Annotated in this window: 15 protein-coding genes and 3 tRNA genes; 8 read left to right on the forward strand and 10 right to left on the reverse strand. The window is 49.8% G+C overall.

The annotated features are described in order from the left end of the window. Positions 1–19 precede the first annotated feature (19 nt). From EQU24_RS15090 to EQU24_RS15125, 8 genes are all read right to left on the reverse strand, one after another. Positions 20–96 (reverse strand) — tRNA-Asp (locus EQU24_RS15090). Between the two features lie 8 nt (positions 97–104). Continuing rightward, positions 105–180: transfer RNA gene (locus EQU24_RS15095), tRNA-Val, on the reverse strand. Positions 181–193: 13 nt separating this feature from the next. Continuing rightward, entirely contained in the window at positions 194–466 is a 273-nt protein-coding gene (locus EQU24_RS15100) for an HU family DNA-binding protein (protein WP_014149474.1), read from the reverse strand. Between the two features lie 182 nt (positions 467–648). Beyond that, the gene (gene lon, locus EQU24_RS15105) at positions 649–3,066 is read right to left on the reverse strand and encodes an endopeptidase La (RefSeq protein ID WP_017838702.1); all 2,418 of its coding nucleotides are present in this window, start codon (positions 3,064–3,066) and stop codon (positions 649–651) included. 309 nt (positions 3,067–3,375) lie between these two features. Further along, positions 3,376–4,647, reverse strand: a complete 1,272-nt coding sequence (gene clpX, locus EQU24_RS15110; RefSeq protein ID WP_017838701.1) for an ATP-dependent Clp protease ATP-binding subunit ClpX — start codon at positions 4,645–4,647, stop codon at positions 3,376–3,378. 83 nt (positions 4,648–4,730) lie between these two features. After that, positions 4,731–5,378: an ATP-dependent Clp endopeptidase proteolytic subunit ClpP gene (clpP, locus tag EQU24_RS15115; protein ID WP_017838700.1), complete on the reverse strand. Its 648-nt coding sequence runs from the start codon at positions 5,376–5,378 to the stop codon at positions 4,731–4,733. A gap of 18 nt (positions 5,379–5,396) precedes the next feature. After that, positions 5,397–6,692 carry a trigger factor gene (gene tig, locus EQU24_RS15120; RefSeq protein ID WP_017838699.1) on the reverse strand — a complete coding sequence of 432 codons (1,296 nt, stop codon included), beginning with the start codon at positions 6,690–6,692 and terminating at the stop codon, positions 5,397–5,399. A 114-nt stretch (positions 6,693–6,806) separates the two neighbouring features. Continuing rightward, positions 6,807–6,891: transfer RNA gene (locus EQU24_RS15125), tRNA-Leu, on the reverse strand. A gap of 285 nt (positions 6,892–7,176) precedes the next feature. On the opposite strand from EQU24_RS15125, the gene EQU24_RS15130 reads away from it, so the two are divergent. The 4 genes from EQU24_RS15130 to EQU24_RS15140 are packed head-to-tail and all read left to right on the forward strand — an operon-like array spanning position 7,177 to position 9,943. Further along, positions 7,177–8,877: a tetratricopeptide repeat protein gene (locus EQU24_RS15130; RefSeq protein ID WP_017838698.1), complete on the forward strand. Its 1,701-nt coding sequence runs from the start codon at positions 7,177–7,179 to the stop codon at positions 8,875–8,877. 20 nt (positions 8,878–8,897) lie between these two features. Then, complete coding sequence (locus EQU24_RS22475; protein WP_175421690.1) at positions 8,898–9,200, forward strand: hypothetical protein; 303 nt, start codon at positions 8,898–8,900, stop codon at positions 9,198–9,200. A gap of 16 nt (positions 9,201–9,216) precedes the next feature. Then, positions 9,217–9,567, forward strand: coding sequence for a hypothetical protein (locus EQU24_RS22480; protein ID WP_017838696.1), 351 nt, complete (start codon positions 9,217–9,219; stop codon positions 9,565–9,567). Next, on the forward strand, positions 9,530–9,943 hold the full coding sequence (locus EQU24_RS15140) for a GFA family protein (protein WP_017838695.1): 414 nt from the start codon (positions 9,530–9,532) through the stop codon (positions 9,941–9,943). Before EQU24_RS22480 ends, EQU24_RS15140 begins: the two co-directional genes overlap by 38 nt. Positions 9,944–10,250: 307 nt before the next feature. Here the strand turns inward: EQU24_RS15140 and norR are convergent, their stop codons facing one another. After that, positions 10,251–11,774: a nitric oxide reductase transcriptional regulator NorR gene (gene norR, locus EQU24_RS15145; RefSeq protein ID WP_017838694.1), complete on the reverse strand. Its 1,524-nt coding sequence runs from the start codon at positions 11,772–11,774 to the stop codon at positions 10,251–10,253. 362 nt (positions 11,775–12,136) lie between these two features. Here norR and EQU24_RS15150 point away from each other — a divergent pair, with 362 nt between their 5' ends. The 4 genes from EQU24_RS15150 to EQU24_RS15165 all read left to right on the forward strand — a co-directional run bounded on the left by EQU24_RS15150 (position 12,137) and on the right by EQU24_RS15165 (position 17,590). Next, positions 12,137–13,138, forward strand: coding sequence for a hypothetical protein (locus EQU24_RS15150; RefSeq protein ID WP_017838693.1), 1,002 nt, complete (start codon positions 12,137–12,139; stop codon positions 13,136–13,138). A 233-nt stretch (positions 13,139–13,371) separates the two neighbouring features. Beyond that, a complete protein-coding gene (locus EQU24_RS15155) occupies positions 13,372–14,952 on the forward strand; it encodes a DHA2 family efflux MFS transporter permease subunit (RefSeq protein WP_017838692.1) in 1,581 nt (526 codons plus the stop codon). Beyond that, positions 14,949–16,403, forward strand: a complete 1,455-nt coding sequence (locus EQU24_RS15160) for an efflux transporter outer membrane subunit (RefSeq protein ID WP_017838691.1) — start codon at positions 14,949–14,951, stop codon at positions 16,401–16,403. The genes EQU24_RS15155 and EQU24_RS15160 overlap by 4 nt, the downstream gene beginning before the upstream one ends. Then, complete coding sequence (locus EQU24_RS15165; RefSeq protein WP_017838690.1) at positions 16,400–17,590, forward strand: HlyD/EmrA/EmrK family protein; 1,191 nt, start codon at positions 16,400–16,402, stop codon at positions 17,588–17,590. Before EQU24_RS15160 ends, EQU24_RS15165 begins: the two co-directional genes overlap by 4 nt. Positions 17,591–18,370: 780 nt before the next feature. Here EQU24_RS15165 and EQU24_RS15170 read toward each other — a convergent pair. Further along, a complete protein-coding gene (locus tag EQU24_RS15170; protein ID WP_017838689.1) occupies positions 18,371–19,669 on the reverse strand; it encodes an adenylosuccinate synthase in 1,299 nt (432 codons plus the stop codon). Positions 19,670–19,674: the final 5 nt, after the last annotated feature.

Below are 19,674 nucleotides of genomic sequence, written 5' to 3' on the forward strand. Positions count from 1 at the left end.
CGGCCCGGGGTTTTATATTTGGCGGAGCGGACGGGGCTCGAACCCGCGACCCCCGGCGTGACAGGCCGGTATTCTAACCAACTGAACTACCGCTCCTAAGTCTGTGGTGGGTGCTGAGGGGATCGAACCCCCGACCCTCGCCTTGTAAGGGCGATGCTCTCCCAGCTGAGCTAAGCACCCGACTAAAGAAGCACTAGTTTACAGCATCTTTTAAAGATTTGCCAGCTTTAAATGTAGGAATTTTTGCAGCACTAATGGTAATTTCTTCACCCGTTTGCGGATTACGTCCTTTGCGCTCTGCTCTTTCCTTGACAGAAAACGTACCGAAACCAACCAACGCTAAAGAATCGCCTTTGCTTAAAGCTGTTGTTACCGCACTTAAAAAACCATCTAAGGCACGACCGGCATCCGCTTTCGTTAATCCTGATGAATCCGCGATAGCATCAATAAGTTCAGATTTGTTCATTATTCCCCCTAGGAAATTATTAAAGTTAATTGCATAAGCAAAGCGCTTATTTTCTTATGTAGCCCCCCGCTGCATAAGAAAGCGAACATTTATATCAACACGACTCATAAAGTGTCAAGCTTTAAACTCTACAGACCAAGTATTTTCTGGTTTCAAGCACACTTTAACAAAATAAATGCTTATTAATGCGCAGTTACATTCTGTTTTTTTGCTTTAGCGGCTGCTTCGGTTTTTTTAGCATGTTCAACCGACTTTTTCTTACCGCCCGGAACCGGCATGTACTGCAACGCTTCGACTAAGACCTCATCGATCCAGTGTACACATTTAATCGCTAGCTTTTCCTTGATATTCGCCGGAATCTCGGCTAAATCTTTTTCATTTTCCGCCGGAATCAACACCGTAGTAATGCCTCCGCGATGAGCAGCCAGCAGCTTTTCTTTCAAGCCGCCGATAGGCAACACTTCACCTCTTAATGTGATCTCCCCCGTCATTGCTACACTAGCCTTGACAGGTATTTTGGTCAACGCGGAAATAATCGCGGTACACATGCCGATACCGGCACTGGGCCCGTCCTTCGGAGTCGCGCCTTCAGGGACATGAATATGAATATCGTTTTTTTGAAAAACTTCATTATCGATATCTAGCACAGCCGCACGACTTCGAACCACCGTCATCGCCGCCTCGATAGACTCTTTCATCACATCGCCGAGCTTTCCTGTTGCAGTTTGCTTGCCTTTACCCGGAATAACAGCCGTCTCAATCGTCAGCAATTCTCCGCCAACCTCGGTCCACGCCAAACCGGTCACTTGGCCGATTTGATCATGTTCTTCCGCCAATCCGTAATTGAAACGCCTAACGCCCAAATATTTATCCAGGTTAGTCGAATCAACTAATACCCTAGCATCTTCTTGTTGAAGCAACAAATCCTTAACAACCTTACGGCAAATTTTAGAAATCTCTCGCTCCAAGCTTCTGACACCGGCCTCTCGTGTATAGTAACGAATAATATCCCTAACTGCCGATTCGGCAATATCGATTTCTTTCTCTTTCAAACCGTTATTTTTGATTTGCTTGGGAATCAAATAACGCATCGCGATGTTGATTTTTTCATCTTCAGTGTAGCCGGCGAGACGAATAACCTCCATGCGATCAAGTAACGCCGCCGGAATATTCATCGTATTGGCCGTCGCTACAAACATCACATCGGACAGATCGAAATCCACTTCCAGATAATGATCCGAAAAAGTGTGATTTTGCTCGGGATCGAGAACCTCTAACAATGCCGATGCCGGATCGCCACGAAAATCGGCAGCCATTTTGTCGATTTCATCCAACAGAAACATGGGATTACGCGTCTTCACCTTAGCCAAATTCTGCAGAATCTTGCCGGGCATGGAACCGATATAAGTACGCCGGTGCCCACGAATTTCAGCCTCATCCCTGACCCCGCCCAAGGCCATGCGTACATATTTGCGGTTGGTTGCGCGCGCAATCGATTCGCCCAACGAAGTCTTACCGACGCCTGGAGGGCCCACTAGGCATAAGATAGGCCCCTTTAAGCGTTTAACTCTTTGTTGCACGGCCAAATACTCAAGAATCCTTTCTTTAACTTTTTCAAGTCCGTAATGCTCGGCTTCCAATACCTCTTCCGCTATTTTTAAATCATGCCTGACTTTGGTTTTCTTTTTCCATGGCACATTAACCATCCAATCGATATAGTTACGCACCACAGTCGCTTCGGCCGACATAGGCGACATCATTTTCAACTTATTGAGCTCAGCGGTCGCCTTCTCTTTCGCTTCCGCCGTCATGCCTGCCGCATTGATTTTCTTTTCGAGCTCTTCTATTTCGTAAGGCGCATCGTCCATTTCGCCCAATTCCTTTTGTATCGCCTTCATCTGCTCATTCAGATAGTACTCCCTTTGGTTTTTCTCCATTTGTTGCTTGACGCGCCCGCGAATACTTTTCTCCATTTCGAGTAAATCTACCTCGCCCTCCATCAGCGTCATCAATGCTTCCAAACGCTGCTGAATATCGGACAATTCCAAGATCGTTTGTTTATCGGAAACTTTCAGCGTCATGTGAGCCGCCACAGTATCGGCGAAACGCCCCGGATCGTCGATACCGGCCAACGCATTCAACACCTCGGGAGGGATCTTGTTGTTCAGCTTGACATATTGATCGAAAGATCCCATTGCAGTACGCTGCAATACTTCCTGCTCTTGCTCGGACATCGTAATAATGTCATTAATCTCGGATACCGAGGCCGAAAAATAACCGCCGGAAAATTCGTATTTATCCACTTGGCAGCGCTGACTTCCCTCCACTAGCACTTTTACGGTTCCGTCAGGCAATTTAAGCAATTGGAGAATATTCGCCAATGTCCCCACCTGATATAAATCGGTGAAATCCGGATCATCGACTTCGGCTTCCTTTTGTGCGACTAAAAGCACTTGCTTGTTATCCTTCATTGCCGAATCGAGCGCGACAATCGATTTTTCCCTTCCCACAAATAATGGAATTACCATGTGCGGATAAACCACGACATCTCTTAACGGCAAAACCGGTACGATCATTTTTGTTTGATGTATAACTGTCATTTCAATAAGCTTCCGCAAAATGGGTCATTTATTATTTCTCTATACAGCTAATATAAGGCCACTTATTAAAATAGCAAGTTCTGAGCGAATAACCATCGCAATTAAGCAAAAAAAAGGCTTTATATGTTACATATAAAGCCCTTTCTTATTCTGAGAAATATGCTATACCCTTTGCTGGTCAAATTTCGGCGCCGGGGGTCCGTCAAAAGACGCCGTGAATACGTCCTTGTAGGCTTGACGGCGGCGACTGATTGCCATGGATGGCATGAATAGAAGTCCTGCACCGAAGTTTAACTAGCAAAAGAGAGATCAGGAATCCGAAGCCGCTTTTTTTATCTCGGATTCATAAACCAAAATCGGCTTGGACTCGCCAGATATCACGCCCTCATCCACAACAACCTTTGTGATATTTTCCGCTGACGGCAGCTCATACATTGTATCCAACAGAACGTTTTCAACGATGGTTCGCAACCCTCTTGCACCGGTTTTTCTTTCCATAGACTTGCGAGCGATGGCATGTAGGGAATCTTCTCTAAATTCCAGTTCCGCCCCTTCCATTTCAAATAAATGCTGATATTGCTTAATGAGCGCATTCTTCGGTTCGGTTAAGATCTTGACTAACGCTTCCTCATCCAATTCTTCAAGCGTTGCAATTACCGGCAGACGACCGACAAACTCGGGAATCAAACCATACTTGATCAAATCCTCCGCTTCGACTTGGGCAAAGATTTCACCGACATTCTTGTCGTTATCTTTGGCCTTGACCTCGGCGGAAAAACCGATACCGCCTTTCTCGGAACGGGCCTTGATCACGCGATCTAATCCTGCGAATGCTCCGCCTACGATAAAAAGAATATTCGCAGTATTGACTTGCAAAAACTCCTGCTGAGGATGCTTGCGACCGCCTTGCGGAGGCACTGAAGCTACGGTACCTTCGATCAGTTTCAATAACGCTTGCTGTACACCTTCACCGGAAACATCACGAGTGATCGAAGGATTATCGGCCTTTCGAGAAATCTTATCGATCTCATCAATATATACGATACCCGATTCCGCTTTTTCGACATCGTAATCGCACTTCTGCAGAATTTTTTGAATGATGTTTTCGACATCTTCGCCGACATAACCGGCTTCGGTTAATGTGGTCGCATCGGCAATCGTGAACGGAACATCCAGCAATCTAGCCAACGTTTCAGCCAGCAGTGTCTTTCCGGACCCGGTCGGACCGATTAGCAGAATGTTACTCTTCGCCAATTCAACTTCATCTTTTCTGGATTTGCTGCGTAAACGCTTATAGTGATTATAAACCGCAACAGCCAAAGTTTTTTTAGCCCGTTCCTGACCGATGACATATTCATCCAGCACGGTTTTAATTTCTAACGGTTTCGGAAGAGAACCATCGCCTTCTGAAGAATCATCCAACAATTCATCCCTAATGATATCGTTACACAACTCGACGCATTCGTCGCAAATGTATACCGAAGGGCCTGCAATCAGTTTTCTGACTTCATGCTGACTTTTACCGCAAAAAGAACAATAAAGAAGCTTGTCGTCATCTTTACCGCTTTTGTCATTACTCATAAATAGACTCCCACATACCCCAAGACTGAAGTATTCGCATCAATCGATTCAGTAAAAAGGATATCCCGAACATTAGCAAATTGTTATTTGATCGTTTCGCCGACACGACTGGTCAACACCTTATCGATCAACCCATATTCGACCGCATCGTGAGCACTCAAGAAGTTATCTCTATCGGTATCCAACTGAATCTTTTCGATGGGCTGCCCGGTATGTAAAGCCAAAACTTTATTGAGCTTCTCCCTGATTGACAGAATCTCACGAGCATGAATATCGATATCGGAAGCCTGCCCTTGAAAACCGCCTAAAGGTTGATGAATCATCATTCGCGAGTGAGGCAAACAAAAGCGTTTACCTTTCGCACCGCCGGTTAACAATAATGCCCCCATACTGGCGGCTTGACCAATGCACATCGTGCTGACATCCGGCTTGATAAACTGCATCGTGTCGTATATCGACATACCCGCGGTCACCGAACCGCCCGGAGAGTTAATATAAAGATGAATATCTTTATCCGGATTTTCCGATTCGAGAAATAATAACTGCGCAACAACTAGATTGGCCATGTAATCTTCGACTTGGCCTACCAAAAAAATCACGCGCTCTTTGAGCAATCGGGAATAAATATCGAACGAACGTTCGCCCCGAGCTGTCTGTTCAATGACGATAGGGACCAAACCGCCGGCCGCCTGTGGCTGCATGTTATTATTCAACTCATTTCGATAGTGCATTTGCATTCCTAAGATCTGTTACTTCTTGCCCATGATAGCATCGAAACTGACTTTTTCATCGGTGACTTTCGCTCTTTCGACAATCCACTCAACTGTTTGGTCTTCCAAAACCAATTGTCGTATTTCATTCAGACGATTTTCATCGGAATAATACCAATTAATAACATCCTGAGAACGTTCGTAACTTTGCGCCATATCTTCAATCGTCGACCGCACTTTCGCTTCATCGACTTTAATATTGTTGGCCTGAATAACCTCGCTCAGAATCAAGCCTAAAGCAACCCTTCGACGCGCTTGCTCCTCAAAAACATCCCTCGGTAATTCAGATTCGTCTAACTTGCGGTTTTGCTTTTTAGCGTTTTCAGCGTAAGGCTTGATTATTTCCTCGACTTCCTGATCGACAAGCGTTTTCGGTAATGAAACCGAAATATTGGCATACAAACTATCCATTACGGCAGTCTTAAGATTATTACGCAGCGATTGTCTCAATTCCCGCTCCATGTTCGCCTTGACATCATTTTTGAAGGTCGCCAGGTCGCCTTCTAGAACTCCGTAATTTTTCAGAAAATCGGCGTCTATTTCAGGAACAACAGACTCTTCAACCTTGGCTACAGAAACTTCAAATTCTGCGGGCTTTCCGGCCAACTTGGCGTTGCCGTATTGTTCGGGGAATGTCACGGTAAAAGTTTTGACGTCGCCCGCACTCAAACCAATCAGATTGTCTTCGAATCCGGGTATCATTTTGTTGGCGCCTATCTCGACAGGATAGTCGTCTACTTTGCCATCGGTAAAATTTTCGCCTTCGCAAACACCTGAAAAGCTAATCCAAACTTGATCATTAGTTTGAGCTGGACGCTCTACAGGGGTCCAAGTTTTGTTTTGATTTTTGATTTGCTCGATCATGGCGTCAAGATCGGCTTCCTCGACAGACGCAACCTTCCGGACCACTTCGATACCGTCAATTCCTTGTAAAGAGATCTCGGGATACACCTCGAACTCCGCCGTGTATTGAAAACCTTCCGACTCATCGATAGGTTGAATATGCGGGTATCCTGCCGGTCTTAAATTTTGTTCTTGCAGAGCTTCAAAATAAGTCGACTGAATCAAATCACCGGCGATTTCTTCTCGAACTCTATCTTTGAACATTTTTTTAACGACATGCTGAGGTACTTTTCCCGGCCGAAAACCATCCAATTTGACTTCACGCGCCAAGGATTTAAAACGATTTTCCATTTTCTCCTTAACAATTTCTTCTGGCACGCTCACGGTCATTTTTCTGCTTAATTCCGATGTTTTTTCGACAGAAACCTGCATTTTTTACCTCAGCTATTTTGATACGATTGGATTAAGACGCCTGACAAAGGCTTAAGACTTGGAAAAGTTAACGTTGAGAACGCTAACTTGAAATGTATGTATTTAGAATTTAATTGGTGCGAATGGAGAGACTCGAACTCTCACAGGCTACCCTACTGGAACCTAAATCCAGCGCGTCTACCAGTTCCGCCACATTCGCACATCAAATGAACGCGGCATTATATTCGATATACGCTAATATACAAACCTTTTTTTAAAACCATTTATCTTAAATTCGACAGTTTAACCATAAAGTACATAAAGCTCGTGAAGGACTTGAAGAAATTATCTAAATATTCTCGCAAACCTTTTTGGTGAGCGAAAATTCCATACAAACGCATAACAAGTTATTGAATTAACTTCTTATTCTTCATAATCTGCATGGTGAAATGCTTTTTTTATAGGATAAACGTTATGATAAACAACGAAACTAACATAATGATTCATGAGCAATGACACTCCACAAATCGTCATCGCCCGATTTTCGCAACACAAACTAAAGAAAAAACGTATGCATGATTTAACAAAGCTCTTGTTTTCAGCGCTGCTGCTCCATGGCTGCCATAACCTGCAAGTCGACACCGTACCGTTGTTCGACGATTTGGGCGACCACCGCTATCCGATCATTACATCATCGACTGCGGCACAACGCTATTTCGACCAAGGATTGATTCTAACCTACGGTTTCAACCATGCCGAAGCGGCACGCTCATTCCGTCAAGCCTATCGCTTGGACCCGAACTGCGCCATGTGCTATTGGGGCGAAGCGATAGCACTTGGACCGAATATTAATACGCCGATGGACCCAAGCACTGCCCCACAAGCCTATGATTCGGCACAAAAAGCGATGACACTCGCCGATTCGGTCTCCGACAAAGAAAAAGCCCTGATTCAGGCCTTAACCAAACGTTATGTACAAGAGGCGCCGACGGACCGGGTATCGCTCGATGAAGCCTATGCGGCGGCTATGCGCGAAGTGGCTCAACGCTTTCCTGACGACGCCGTCATCCTCTCTCTATTTGCCGAAGCTTTGATGGATTTACATCCATGGGACTTCTGGACCAAACAAGGCGAGGCCAAACCGTGGACAGCGGAAATCGTATCGACCTTAGAACAGGCCCTGGCTATCGATGCCAATAATCCGCTCGCCAATCATCTGTATATTCACGCTCTCGAAGCCTCACCGTTCCCCGAAAAAGCGCTTCCGAGCGCTCAGCGCCTGCCGTTCTTGGTACCGGCTTCCGGCCATTTGGTACATATGCCGGCGCATATCTATATCCGCACCGGGCGCTACCGCGATGCGATTTTGGCCAATCAGCAGGCTGTTAAATCCGATCACGGCTATCTGAGTCACAACCATACCGAAAGCATCTATACCCTCGCCTATGTCCCGCACAATTATCATTTTTTATGGGCTGCCGCGATCAAAACCGGACGCAAGGCATTGGCAACCCAGGCGGCCGCCGATACCGCAGCCAAGGTCAAACCGGAATTGCTGCGTGAGCCGGGACTCGACGGCACCTTGCAACATTTTTCCTTGATCCCGCTTTACACTCAAGCCTTGTTCGGTGATTGGGAGGCGATACTGCAAGAAACTGCCCCGGCTCCCGACCTGCTTTATCCGAAAGGCATATGGCATTATGCGCGCGGATTGGCTTTACTCAGAACAGGTCAAGCCGAACCGGCCCGTCAGGAACTGGCTCAGCTTGAAAAAATCACGAACGATCCAGCTATTGCCGAATTGAAAGTGTTCGATTTAAATCCGGTCGCATCGCTGTTGCGAATCGGATCGGATATTCTGAGCGGCGAACTGGCTGCCGAAACCCAGGACTACGACAAAGCCGCCGCCCATCTCAAGCACGCAATTGAACTCGAAGACGGCCTCAATTATACCGAACCCAAGGACTGGTATTTGCCGCCGAGGCAGGTTTTGGGGGCGATTTTACTCGAAGCGGGCCGGCAGCAAGAGGCCGAACTCGCTTATCGCGAGGATTTGCGGCATCATCCTCAAAACGGTTGGTCATTGTTCGGGCTGGCGCAAAGCTTACGCGATCAGCAAAAAAACCGGGAAGCCGATGAAATCGATACTCAGTTCCGACACGTTTGGGCGGAAGCCGATGTCAAACTGACCGGTTCGCGTTTTTAGAATCCCAAGGAGTACCGCCAATGCGCTTCGGACAAACGATTTGCGCGGCCTTCGTAATTTCTATCATCGCCCTGATCTGCCACGTCGTTCTGGCCGAGGAAAACGCCTTGGTTGCGCCGTTGAGGCGCGCCGAAAGCCCCGGGTTCGTGGTGTTGTCGCTGATCCAGTCTTGGGCCTTGGCATTGTTGTTCGCCTACGGCTACGGCAGCAATTCCCAATTTGGGGATCAAAAAGGGTGTGGGGTGTGCTTGGCGAGGATGTCGGCAGCAGGGGCAGATTTTTGCTCCTGCAAAATCTGCATTCACACCATCCTTGGTGCTTAGCTGCCGCCAAGCCCCCATGGATGGGTTTACGGCGTTCCTCGACAGGCATACCCCACACCCTAAGATCGGCGAAAATGCTCAAACTGGGAATTGCTGCGGCTACGGCCGTTTCAACCGAACCGGTTCGGTATCGGAGGGCGTCGTTTACGGGCTCTACTTTGCGCTGCTGGCGGGACTACTCGTGGATCTGAATCAATTCATTCTTTATCCGATTCACGGAAAAATCGCGCTGTATTGGTTCCTCGGCGGTTTGGTTGAATTTTCGATCTACGGAGCATTTATCCCTGGTTTTTCAGATTTTCCGGTTCGCTTTGTCGAGGTATGGGTCGATGAAATCACACGAAATCATAGAGTCGGTCATTCATAGAGGCGGATGCCACTGCGGCAAAGTACGATTCGAAATCGAAGCGCCGCCGGAAATTGTGGCGCACGATTGCAATTGTTCAATCTGTTCAAAATCCGGATTTCTACACCTGATCGTTCCCGCCTCACGGTTCCGGCTACTGACGGATCGAAACAATCTCGCATGCTATGCCTTCGGCAGCGGTATCGCCAAACATTGGTTCTGCAAAACCTGCGGAATCAAATCCTTTTACGTGCCGAGATCGAATCCGGACGGCTACAGCATTAATGTTCGATGTCTTGACGAAGGCACAATCACTAAAATGACAGTTGAGCCTTTCGACGGTAAAAACTGGGAAGCGAATGCCTCGAGTTTGGCGAGTCTTTCAAATACAGCCTAGCACCGAAATGAGCAATGGCCCGCTGCCAATGACAATATCCGTTTTCATGAGACAAGCGTCCGCAAATCCCCATTTATACCCTTTGCTGGTCAAATTTCGGCGCCGGAGTGTCCGTCAAAGGACGCCGTGAATACGTCCATGTAGGCTCTGCGACAACATCCCTGCTGTCAAAGCCTTTGCGAGCGCCATGGATGGCGTGAATGTCGATTTTGCAGGAGCAAAAATCGACCGAACACCCCGGCACCTCCATGCGTCAATGCCGAAATTTGAAGTGCGATCTGTATAAATTCCTCGGTAAAAATGAAATCTATTTAATTTCCAAACGCTTGGCCAAGCGATGCAAGTTGCCTCGATCGACCCCAAGACGACGGGCCGTTTTCGCCCAATTCGATCCCTCTTCGAGATAAGCAGTCCTTATCAATTGCCGTTGAAAATCATCGACCGCCTGCGACAACGAAACGTTTTTGACATCAGGCATGACCGTCTCGACTTGTATAGTTGCCTCATGCTTCTCTGCGAGATCCAAATCGTTAGGCTCAAGTATCACCGAACGCCCCCTTATCGACGAGGCCCTGAGCACCGCTCGCAAGATCACATGCTCCAATTCTCGAACATTGCCCGGCCAACGGTAACTTTGTAGAACTTCGACTGTTTCAGCGGCCAGTCCTGCGCGAACCAAACCTAAACGTACCCTGGCCTGATTAAGAAAATACCGGGCCAGCACAGCAATATCGACGATACGTTCACGCAGCGGGGCGACATGCAGTGGATAGACGCTCAGTCTGTGATACAAATCGGCGCGAAAACGGCCTGCCTTGACTTCCTCGGCCAACATTCGGTTCGTGGCGGCAATGATCCGCACATCGGCTCGATGACTCTTGTCGGAACCGATGCGCTGGATTTCGCCGAATTGCACCGCGCGCAACAATTTCGCCTGTATCGTCAACGGCAATTCGCCGACTTCGTCCAAAAACAGCGTGCCGCCATTAGCTAATTCGAATTTACCTGCGCGGTCATTATTCGCGCCGCTGAAGGCCCCCTTCACATGGCCGAATAATTCGCTTTCGGCCAAGGCTTCAGGCAAAGCCGCGCAATTGACATAAACCAAGGGCTGATCGGCTCGCGGCGAACGGGCATGAATGATACGCGCGATGACTTCCTTACCGACCCCCGTTTCGCCTAGCAGCAGAACGGTCAAATCGGAACCGGCGACGATATCGATCTCGCCGCTCAATTTCCGCATTGCCGGGCTTTCACCCAAGGTTTGATTACTGCGCTGTAAGCTCTCATTGACCAGCTCGCTAGCGACCAATTCACGGTGCTTCGCCAACTGTTCCAAGCGATTGATATACGATTCATATCGCAGCGACACCGTCGCCAAGGCCGCAAAAATACGAAACACGCTGTCTTCGATATGATCGAAGGCACCGGCCTCCAACGAATCCGCGGACAGCACTCCAAATAGAGTGTTTTCATTATATAAGGCGCAACCGACACAGGCATGAACCCCAATCGTCCCATTGGCATCGTTACTTAGCAGACCATCATAAGGATCGGGCCTCGGGTCGTTGACCGGGAACCTAACCGGGGCCCGTGATTGCATGATGACCGATAAGCGCGGATGAAGCTCCGGTTGAAACTGCATATCGAGGACCTTGGGTACCAAGCCGCGTGTCGCGACAGGGATCAATAGCCCGTCTTGATAACGCAACAGGGCGCACGCATGATTACCGGTAATTCTGGCAAACACGTTCAAAAATTCGGTATAACGCTCATTCATCGACAAATTAGCGGTCAAGGTGAGCACTACTTCACGTATAGCATTATCCATTTCAATAATCCCAGGCTGATCCGATAAAATACCGTGTTATTTAGACTCGTTTCGAGTCAATACGACACATCCCTATTCTACAACGATCATCTACAGCCTATGCAAGACTGTTCAGTAAATCTTTTTGGTATACGTCAAACCTCACTCCATCGACAAGTGTCATTATGACAACAATCACTAACACACCACAAAAAATACCTTATTATTCAATAGCCTGAAATTTGGCCTAGTAATTGCTTCCATATCCATCAAGTCATGCCGGAATACCCCAGTCGACGCGATCAACTGTTCTCCCCATACCGAAATCATTCACCGGCACCGATATTTATAGCAACCGAATAATTCAAGACAGGAAATCACCGATGTCAAAATCAATTTTGAACACGGCGCTAAGCCCCAACACAAACAATAGCCATGACTTCGATTACCGCGCGCTCCTTACTCGTTTCGGCAAACCGCGGCGCAATCGAATCGGCAGTATCATGACCGGTATATTCATATTACTCCTTCCCTTAGTATTATCGGGTTGCCAAGCGCCGCCGATCAAGGCGCCTGCATACAAAACCGCACAATTACGCCAGATCCTCGTCGTCCCAATCGAAACGCCGCCGCTCGAAGTCATTCCCGATCCCATCGACAACCGCCTACCGGTGCAGCGTCACTTTCGGAACATGGAGATCGCAACACCCTTGACCAAAAAGATCTATCTCAATCCGGGCAAGCTGCTAGTCTCGGGATTAATCAGCAACGAAGATGTCGTTACCGAGTTCGCCCCCGACATAGAACAAGACGCGCATCGCCCGTCACTCTCGCCCCTCGGTCAAGACTATTGGCTACCGAGCCAGGCTTTGGCTGAAAACCTAGTGACGCAATTGACCTTTAACAATATCAAATCCCAATTGAGTAGCCATTATTACCGGCTACCTAGCCCCACAGCTCGGTTCAGTAGCGACCCGGCCGACTGGCGCAAATCGGTTGCGCAGTGGTACGAACAAACGCAATCCTCGATCGACTACCGCTCGCTAAAGGAATCGGCCGGTTTTGATGCGGTTCTCGAAATCGGCATCGGACATTACCGAATCTTCGAAGGTCAAACAGCGCTACAAATTCTCATGCGCTTGGTCGATCCGGCCGACGGCACGGTTTACGCCAGAACCAGCGCAGAAACCTATACGGTTTCCGGCTCGTCGCAATCCCTACTCGGCAACGAAGGCCAACGTTTCAAACAACTGATTACCGATATGGGCATGCGACTCGTCGACCGCGGGCTCGGCAACATCGGGTTGCCGCTTCGGAAAACGGCTCTAAACCCATCTAAAATACCCTTCGTCGAAGCCCCGCCGGTCAATACACAATTTTATTAGCCTTGCCTCAATATGTTGATAGATTCGCCCCCTCCATGCTTTAAGGATTTGGCCGTAAATAACTTCCCTATTTTAAGGAGGGTTCGGTTGCTCGATTGGCAGGTGTCGGCGGCAGGGAAAGCCGCCGTCAAGCCTACACGGACGTATTCACGGCGTCCTGCCAAGCGAGTGACCGAACCCTCAACAAGGCTCATAGTTCCAGGACGTTATTTATTACGAAATCCTAAGCGGCAATGAGCATCATTTACGCGAAACGCCTGAAAGGATGGCGCTTTGTTTTGTTCAACGGCTGCCTGGGCTTGAGCCATGCATTGGTCCTATTCAATGCCGGCGCCTACATCGCGATGCTGCCCCGCGTCGCCGGCGGACTCGGCATTCCGTTGAGCTATGCCACTTGGACGCAAACCGACTATATGATCGGTTTGGCGCTAGCCTTTCCGGTCGGCGGCTGGCTGTCGCGGCGCATCGGCGAATACCGCCCCTTTGTCGCGGCCTTTACGGTTTTTGCATTGGCCTCACTCGTTTGCGCCTACAGCACGTCGTTCTATGTTTATTTGGCGGGGCGTATCGTCATGGGTTTTGCCGGCGGACTAACGCTGCCGCTCGGGCAATCGTTGCTGATCAAGGAATTTCCGGATAAACGCAAGTCAATGGGCATCGGCGTCTGGAGCCTATTTACCTTGACGCCATTCACTTTCGCGCCCCCCTTTGGCGGCTGGATCGCCGACACCTTGGGCTGGCGCTGGCTGTTTTGGATCAACATTCCGGTCGCGCTCACGATTGCCGGAATAGTCGGCGCGCTGCTCTATCAGCGCGGCTACAAACCGATCTGGCGGCGCTTCGACTTCACCGGCTTTATCTTAATAGCCGTAATTCTGGGTTGCCTGCAAACGATTCTAAATCTCGGAAACGACTGGGATTGGACTAACTCGCCGTTGATCGATGTCTTGATCATCGTCATGGCGATTAGTCTCGCCTATTGGATCGTTTGGGAGCTCGGTGCGCGTTACCCGTTTTTGGATATCGGACTGTTCGCGCATCGCAACTTCACGATCGGCGCCCTATCGCTGTTTCTGGGCTTTCTGTGCTTTCAAGGCCTGTTGTCGATGCTGATCGTGCAACTGCAAGTCACCCTGGGCTACTCGTCATGGTTGGCGGGACTGGTGTTTCTGCCGATGGCGATTTTCGCGAAACCGATGGGCGGCCTGTTCCATGAAATCATCAAGCGCTTCGATGCCCGCTTACTGGCCTCATTTAATTTACTCGGCTTCGCGGCGACCTATTTCTGGCTCAGCCGCTTCGATGCGGTCGATGCCTATGCTGAGCTATTCTGGCCCAAACTATTGGAAGGCATTTGTCTAGGCAGTTTTTTCGTGCCATTGACCGCGCTGATGCTGCACGGCCTGCCGCCGGAACGACAATGGCGAGCCGTCGAATTGGCCGGACTGATGCGGATTGCCGCAGGCGCGTTCGGAATCACGCTGCAAACCATCATCATCTATCAACGCAAGCCGCAGCATATGACCCGAATAGCGGAAGTCCTGACGCCGCTCTCCCCTCGCTACGATCAAGCCATGGAGCCCTTGCTTGCGACAGGGCTGTCCGAACGGCAGGCCTTCATTAAATTGGCTAAAATCGCAGAACGCGAATCGGTGCTGAACGCCATGAATGACGCTTATTGGCTGGCCGGCTGCCTGTTCGTCGGCTTGTCGATCTTGGTTTGGCTCGCCTATCCGACCCGGCAACCGGCCAAACCGACGACCGCTCGCGCGCTAAGGCGCAAGGCGCAAGAAGCCTTATCGGAGGGCCCATGAACGGCAAACCGGTCAAACACCGCACCGCTAGCGCCTGTCTACTGAGTTGTACGCTAGTGATAGCCGGCTGCGCGTGGTTTCCCGAAAGCACCCAACGCGCCAAGATGAATCCGTTACCCGAGATCGACCAAACGCTTAGCGAGGCGCAGCGGAGGCTACCGGCGACCGATCGATGGCCGGACCCGGCTTGGTGGGACATCTTCAACAATCCGCAATTACAAACACTGATCGAAGCCTCGCTCGAAGACAACCCGGATCTGAAAACCGCCACGGCTCGGCTAAGCCAGGCTCAGTCTATGGTCGATGCGCAAGCCGCCGAATTGTATCCGACCGTCCATGCGAACATCACATTCAATGCCCAACGATTTTCCGCGAACAGCGTGCAAGTCAAATTCGCCGGAGAAAACTTCCGGCACATGCTGATCAACCCGTTGATCTTGCGTTATCACCTGGACTTTTGGGGACGCGACAAAGCCGCGTTGCAAGCCTCGGTCGGCCGCGCCGTTGCCGTCGAAAACGAACTGGCCGACGCCAAATTATTGTTGTCGGCCACCGTCGCGCAAGCCTATTTTGACCTGAGCGAAAGCGCCGAAAAACTGAAACTGGTACAACAAATCGTGCAACACAAGGAAGCATTGTTAAAGCTCGAACAGACCCGGCTCGAGCTCGGTTTGATCGAACGCTCCGTCCCGCTGAATACCGGAATCGAATTGAATGCGGTCCGGGAAATCGAAGCCGCTCTTCGCGCCAAGGTCGACGTACAGCGCCATTTGCTTGCGGCGCTCGCAGGGCGTGGCCCCGACTGGGGACAAAGCATCGCGGTCGATCCCAGCTTGTTTCCGAAACGCTTGAACCTACCGGCCGACCTGCCGTTGAGCCTGCTAGCGCACCGTCCCGATATCGCCGCGGCCAGACTGCACGCCGAAGCCGCCGCCGAAGAAATCAAAGTCGCCGAAACCGCATTTTATCCGGACGTCAATCTAATCGCATTTACCGGCCTGCATAGCGTTAGCATGACCGACGTGATACTGCAAGGCGCAAGTCTGGCCTATGCCGTCGGACCCTCGATCGAGTTTCCGATATTCGAAGGCGGCCGTCTGCGCGCTAATTTGACTTATCAAGAAGCCACCTACGATGCGGCGGTGGAACGCTATAACGCCAGTTTGCTACATGCCGTACAAGAAGTCGCCGATGCCTTGACGCGCCGGCAGGAGGCCGAAGCCAGACTCACCGAGCAGCAACGTTCGCTGGAGGCGGCACAAAGCAATGAAAGTCTCGCGCAAACCCTCAATCGAGCCGGACTCAACAATCGTAGCGATTTGCTGGAAGCTCGAATTCAGGTTTTGGATCAACGCTACCACTTGGCGACGCTCGAAAACGAACGCTTCAAAACCGCCGTGCAACTCTTTAAAGCCCTGGGCGGCGGCTATACCGAAAACGACAAACTATGACGACAGCCGTACCCCAAAAAATCCGTCCGAGAGAAATCCTCCGCAAGCGTAACCGCCGATTGAAAGGCGTAACACTGGCGATATTGCTGGCCGGCTTGAGCTATTTCGCCTATTGGTGGTATATGAACCGGGATTGGGTTAGCACCGACGACGCCTTCGTCGCGGGACATCTGATCACGGTCAAGGCATTGACCGAAGGCATCATCGTCGAAGTCGCGGCCGAAAACACCCAGGCCGTGCAAGCCGGCGACTTATTGGTTCGCCTCGACGGCAACCATGCCGAAGTCGCCCTGCAACAAGCCAAGGCCGAATTGGCCGAAACGGTTAGAAACATCGTCACGCTGAAAGCCCAAATAGACACGCTCAATCATCGCGTCATTGCTCGGCAAGCTTCGTTGGCAACAGTTCGCCACGATCTGAAACGTTACGAAAGCGCCCTCTTCGAAGGCGCAGTATCCGAACAGCAAGTGCAAAACGCCCGCGACCGGCTACGCGAACTGGAAGCGGCAATTAGCGAAGCCGAAGCGGAAAAATCGGGCATTCAAGCACAACTGCTCGAAACCGACATCGACAGCCATCCGTCCGTCGAAAAAGCCAAAAGCCGTGTCAAAAAAGCCTACTTGGATTACCGGCGCAGCAACATCTTCGCGCCGGTGTCGGGTTATGTTTCCAATCGCCGCGCGCATGTCGGCGATCATATCAAGTCCGGTATGCCGTTAATGGCCATTGTGCCGCTCGACGAAGTCTGGATAGAGGCCAATTTTCTCGAAACCCAAATCGCTTCTATCCGCCCCGGCCAATCCGCGGAAATCAAGATCGACGCTCACGGCGGCGAAAGACTATACCATGGCACCGTGCAAGGCCTAAACCCCGGAACCGGCAGCGTATTCGCGGTACTGCCGACCAACAACGCCACCGGAAATTTCATTCATATCGCCGAGCGCGTGCCGGTCCGCATCGGCCTTGACCCGAAAGAAATACAAGAACACCCGCTGCAACCGGGACTATCGACACTAACCCGTATCAACATTAGCGAAACGGGCGAGCCGCTCTTGACCTCGAACGCCGGCACCCGAACCGAGTTTTATCGCACCACGATCTACGACAACGAACTGGAAGAAGCCGAACGATTGATCCGCGAAATCATCCATATAAATCAACCCGCCAACAATCACTTAAACGAATAATGATGAATTACGTGCGATTCTTAAAATCATTTCACGAAAATCGGCTAAGTCTCACTGTTGATTAGTTAATTCCAGTTACCCACAAAACCTGTGGATAACTCTGTGCATATCTTGATAATGAAAGCTTCTATGCCGCGTAATTATTACGGTTTTGTTAAATTGATCATTTTTTATACAGGCCTCATATTTTCATTAAATCAATAACTTACGAAGCAACACCGGTTTCCGTAAGTCCTTGATTTATGAATTTCGGCCCGAAAATCGCTAATTTCGCCTGGTGTGTATAAGCCGGTAGCGGTCAAGTCATTTTTTGATTTTTTTACTATCGACAAGCCTTAACTTAACTGCAGCAGTTAGTCCACTAAAGCCACGAAATACACGAAAGTAATCAGCGACATACTTTATTCCCTTGAATCACCCATCGGATGAACAGTTTAGAAAGCATAACTATTTAAATATTATCGTGATTTTTGTGTATTTCGTGGACAAAACGCTTTTTTTGGATAAAGTTATGCCTTTCGTGCTTCAAACTTCGGCAGTCCCTGAGAAGGCGCCGAGGTGCTCGGCAAAGGCTTTGCCAGCATGGAGCTGGCTAGAGCCTACAGGGACGTATTCACGGCGTCCTTTGACGGGCAACCCCTGCGCAGAATTTTGATCTACGAGGGGTATAGCTAAATTTTGAGTATATGGGAAATAATAAATGAACCGGGCGCTTAGTCGTGCCGGTGGAATCACAGAAACCGCCCGGCATAAACCGGGCGTTTCCGTGTGGAGCTTTTGTCAATCGCAGTTGAACGGATGTTCCAGCATGATGGTTTCGTCACGGTCGGGACCCGTGGATAGGATCGCTACTTTGACGCCGACCAATTCTTCGATACGTTTGATATAGGCTTTCGCGTTTTCCGGCAATTTGTCGTATTCGGTCACACCTTCGGTGCTATCGCTCCAACCCGGCATTTCTTCGATGATCGCTTCACAAGCCTGATAACGATCGGCGCCTAACGGAGCGGTTTCGGTGACTTCGCCATCCAGTTTGTAAGCAGTACAAATGCCGATTTTTTCGAGACCGTCGAGCACGTCGAGTTTGGTCAGGCAAATGCCGGTTAAGCTGTTCAATTGGGCGGATTTGCGCATCGATACCGCGTCGAACCAGCCGGTCCGGCGTTTTCGACCGGTCGTCGCACCGAACTCATGACCTTTCACCCCGAGATGCTCGCCGATGTCGTTCATCAATTCGGTCGGAAATGGACCGTTGCCGACCCGGGTCGAATAAGCCTTGGTAATACCCAACACATAATCGAGATTCAACGGACCCACACCGGTACCAGTTGAGGCGCCTCCGGCCGTCGTATTGGATGATGTCACATAAGGATAGGTCCCGTGATCAATGTCGAGTAATGCGCCTTGTGCGCCTTCGAACAATATTTTTTTACCGGCGTTTTGATACTTTGAGAGTACGTCGCCGACATCGGCTAACATCGGCTTTATTTGCTCGCCTTGAGCCAGAACTTCGTCGAGTGCTTGGTTGAAATCGACCGCGTCGACTTTATAATAATTGGTCAGCATAAAGTTGTGATAATCGAGCAATTCGTTCAACTTGTCACTGAAGCTGCCGACATCGAATAGGTCGCCGGCGCGCAAACCTCTACGTGCGACTTTGTCTTCATAAGCCGGACCAATGCCGCGCCCGGTAGTACCGATGGCTTTGTTACCGCGCGCCAGTTCGCGAGCCTGATCGATCGCGACATGAATCGGTAAGATTAATGCGCATGCCTCGCTAATCAGCAGTCGATTCTTGACCGAAATACCGGCCTTTTCGAGAATCTCAATTTCTTCGAGTAAGGCATTCGGGGCCAATACCACACCGTTACCGATCATGCATTGCACGTCTTTTCGCAGAATACCGGACGGTATCAGATGCAAGACTGTCTTTTGCCCTTGAATGACCAAGGTATGACCCGCATTGTGGCCGCCTTGAAAACGGACAACCGCATCCGCCTGATCGGTCAGCAAATCGACCAGTTTACCCTTTCCTTCGTCACCCCATTGAGTGCCGATGACTACAACATTTTTTCCCATGATGA

Source organism: Methylotuvimicrobium buryatense, assembly GCF_005931095.1.
Lineage (GTDB): Bacteria > Pseudomonadota > Gammaproteobacteria > Methylococcales > Methylomonadaceae > Methylotuvimicrobium > Methylotuvimicrobium buryatense.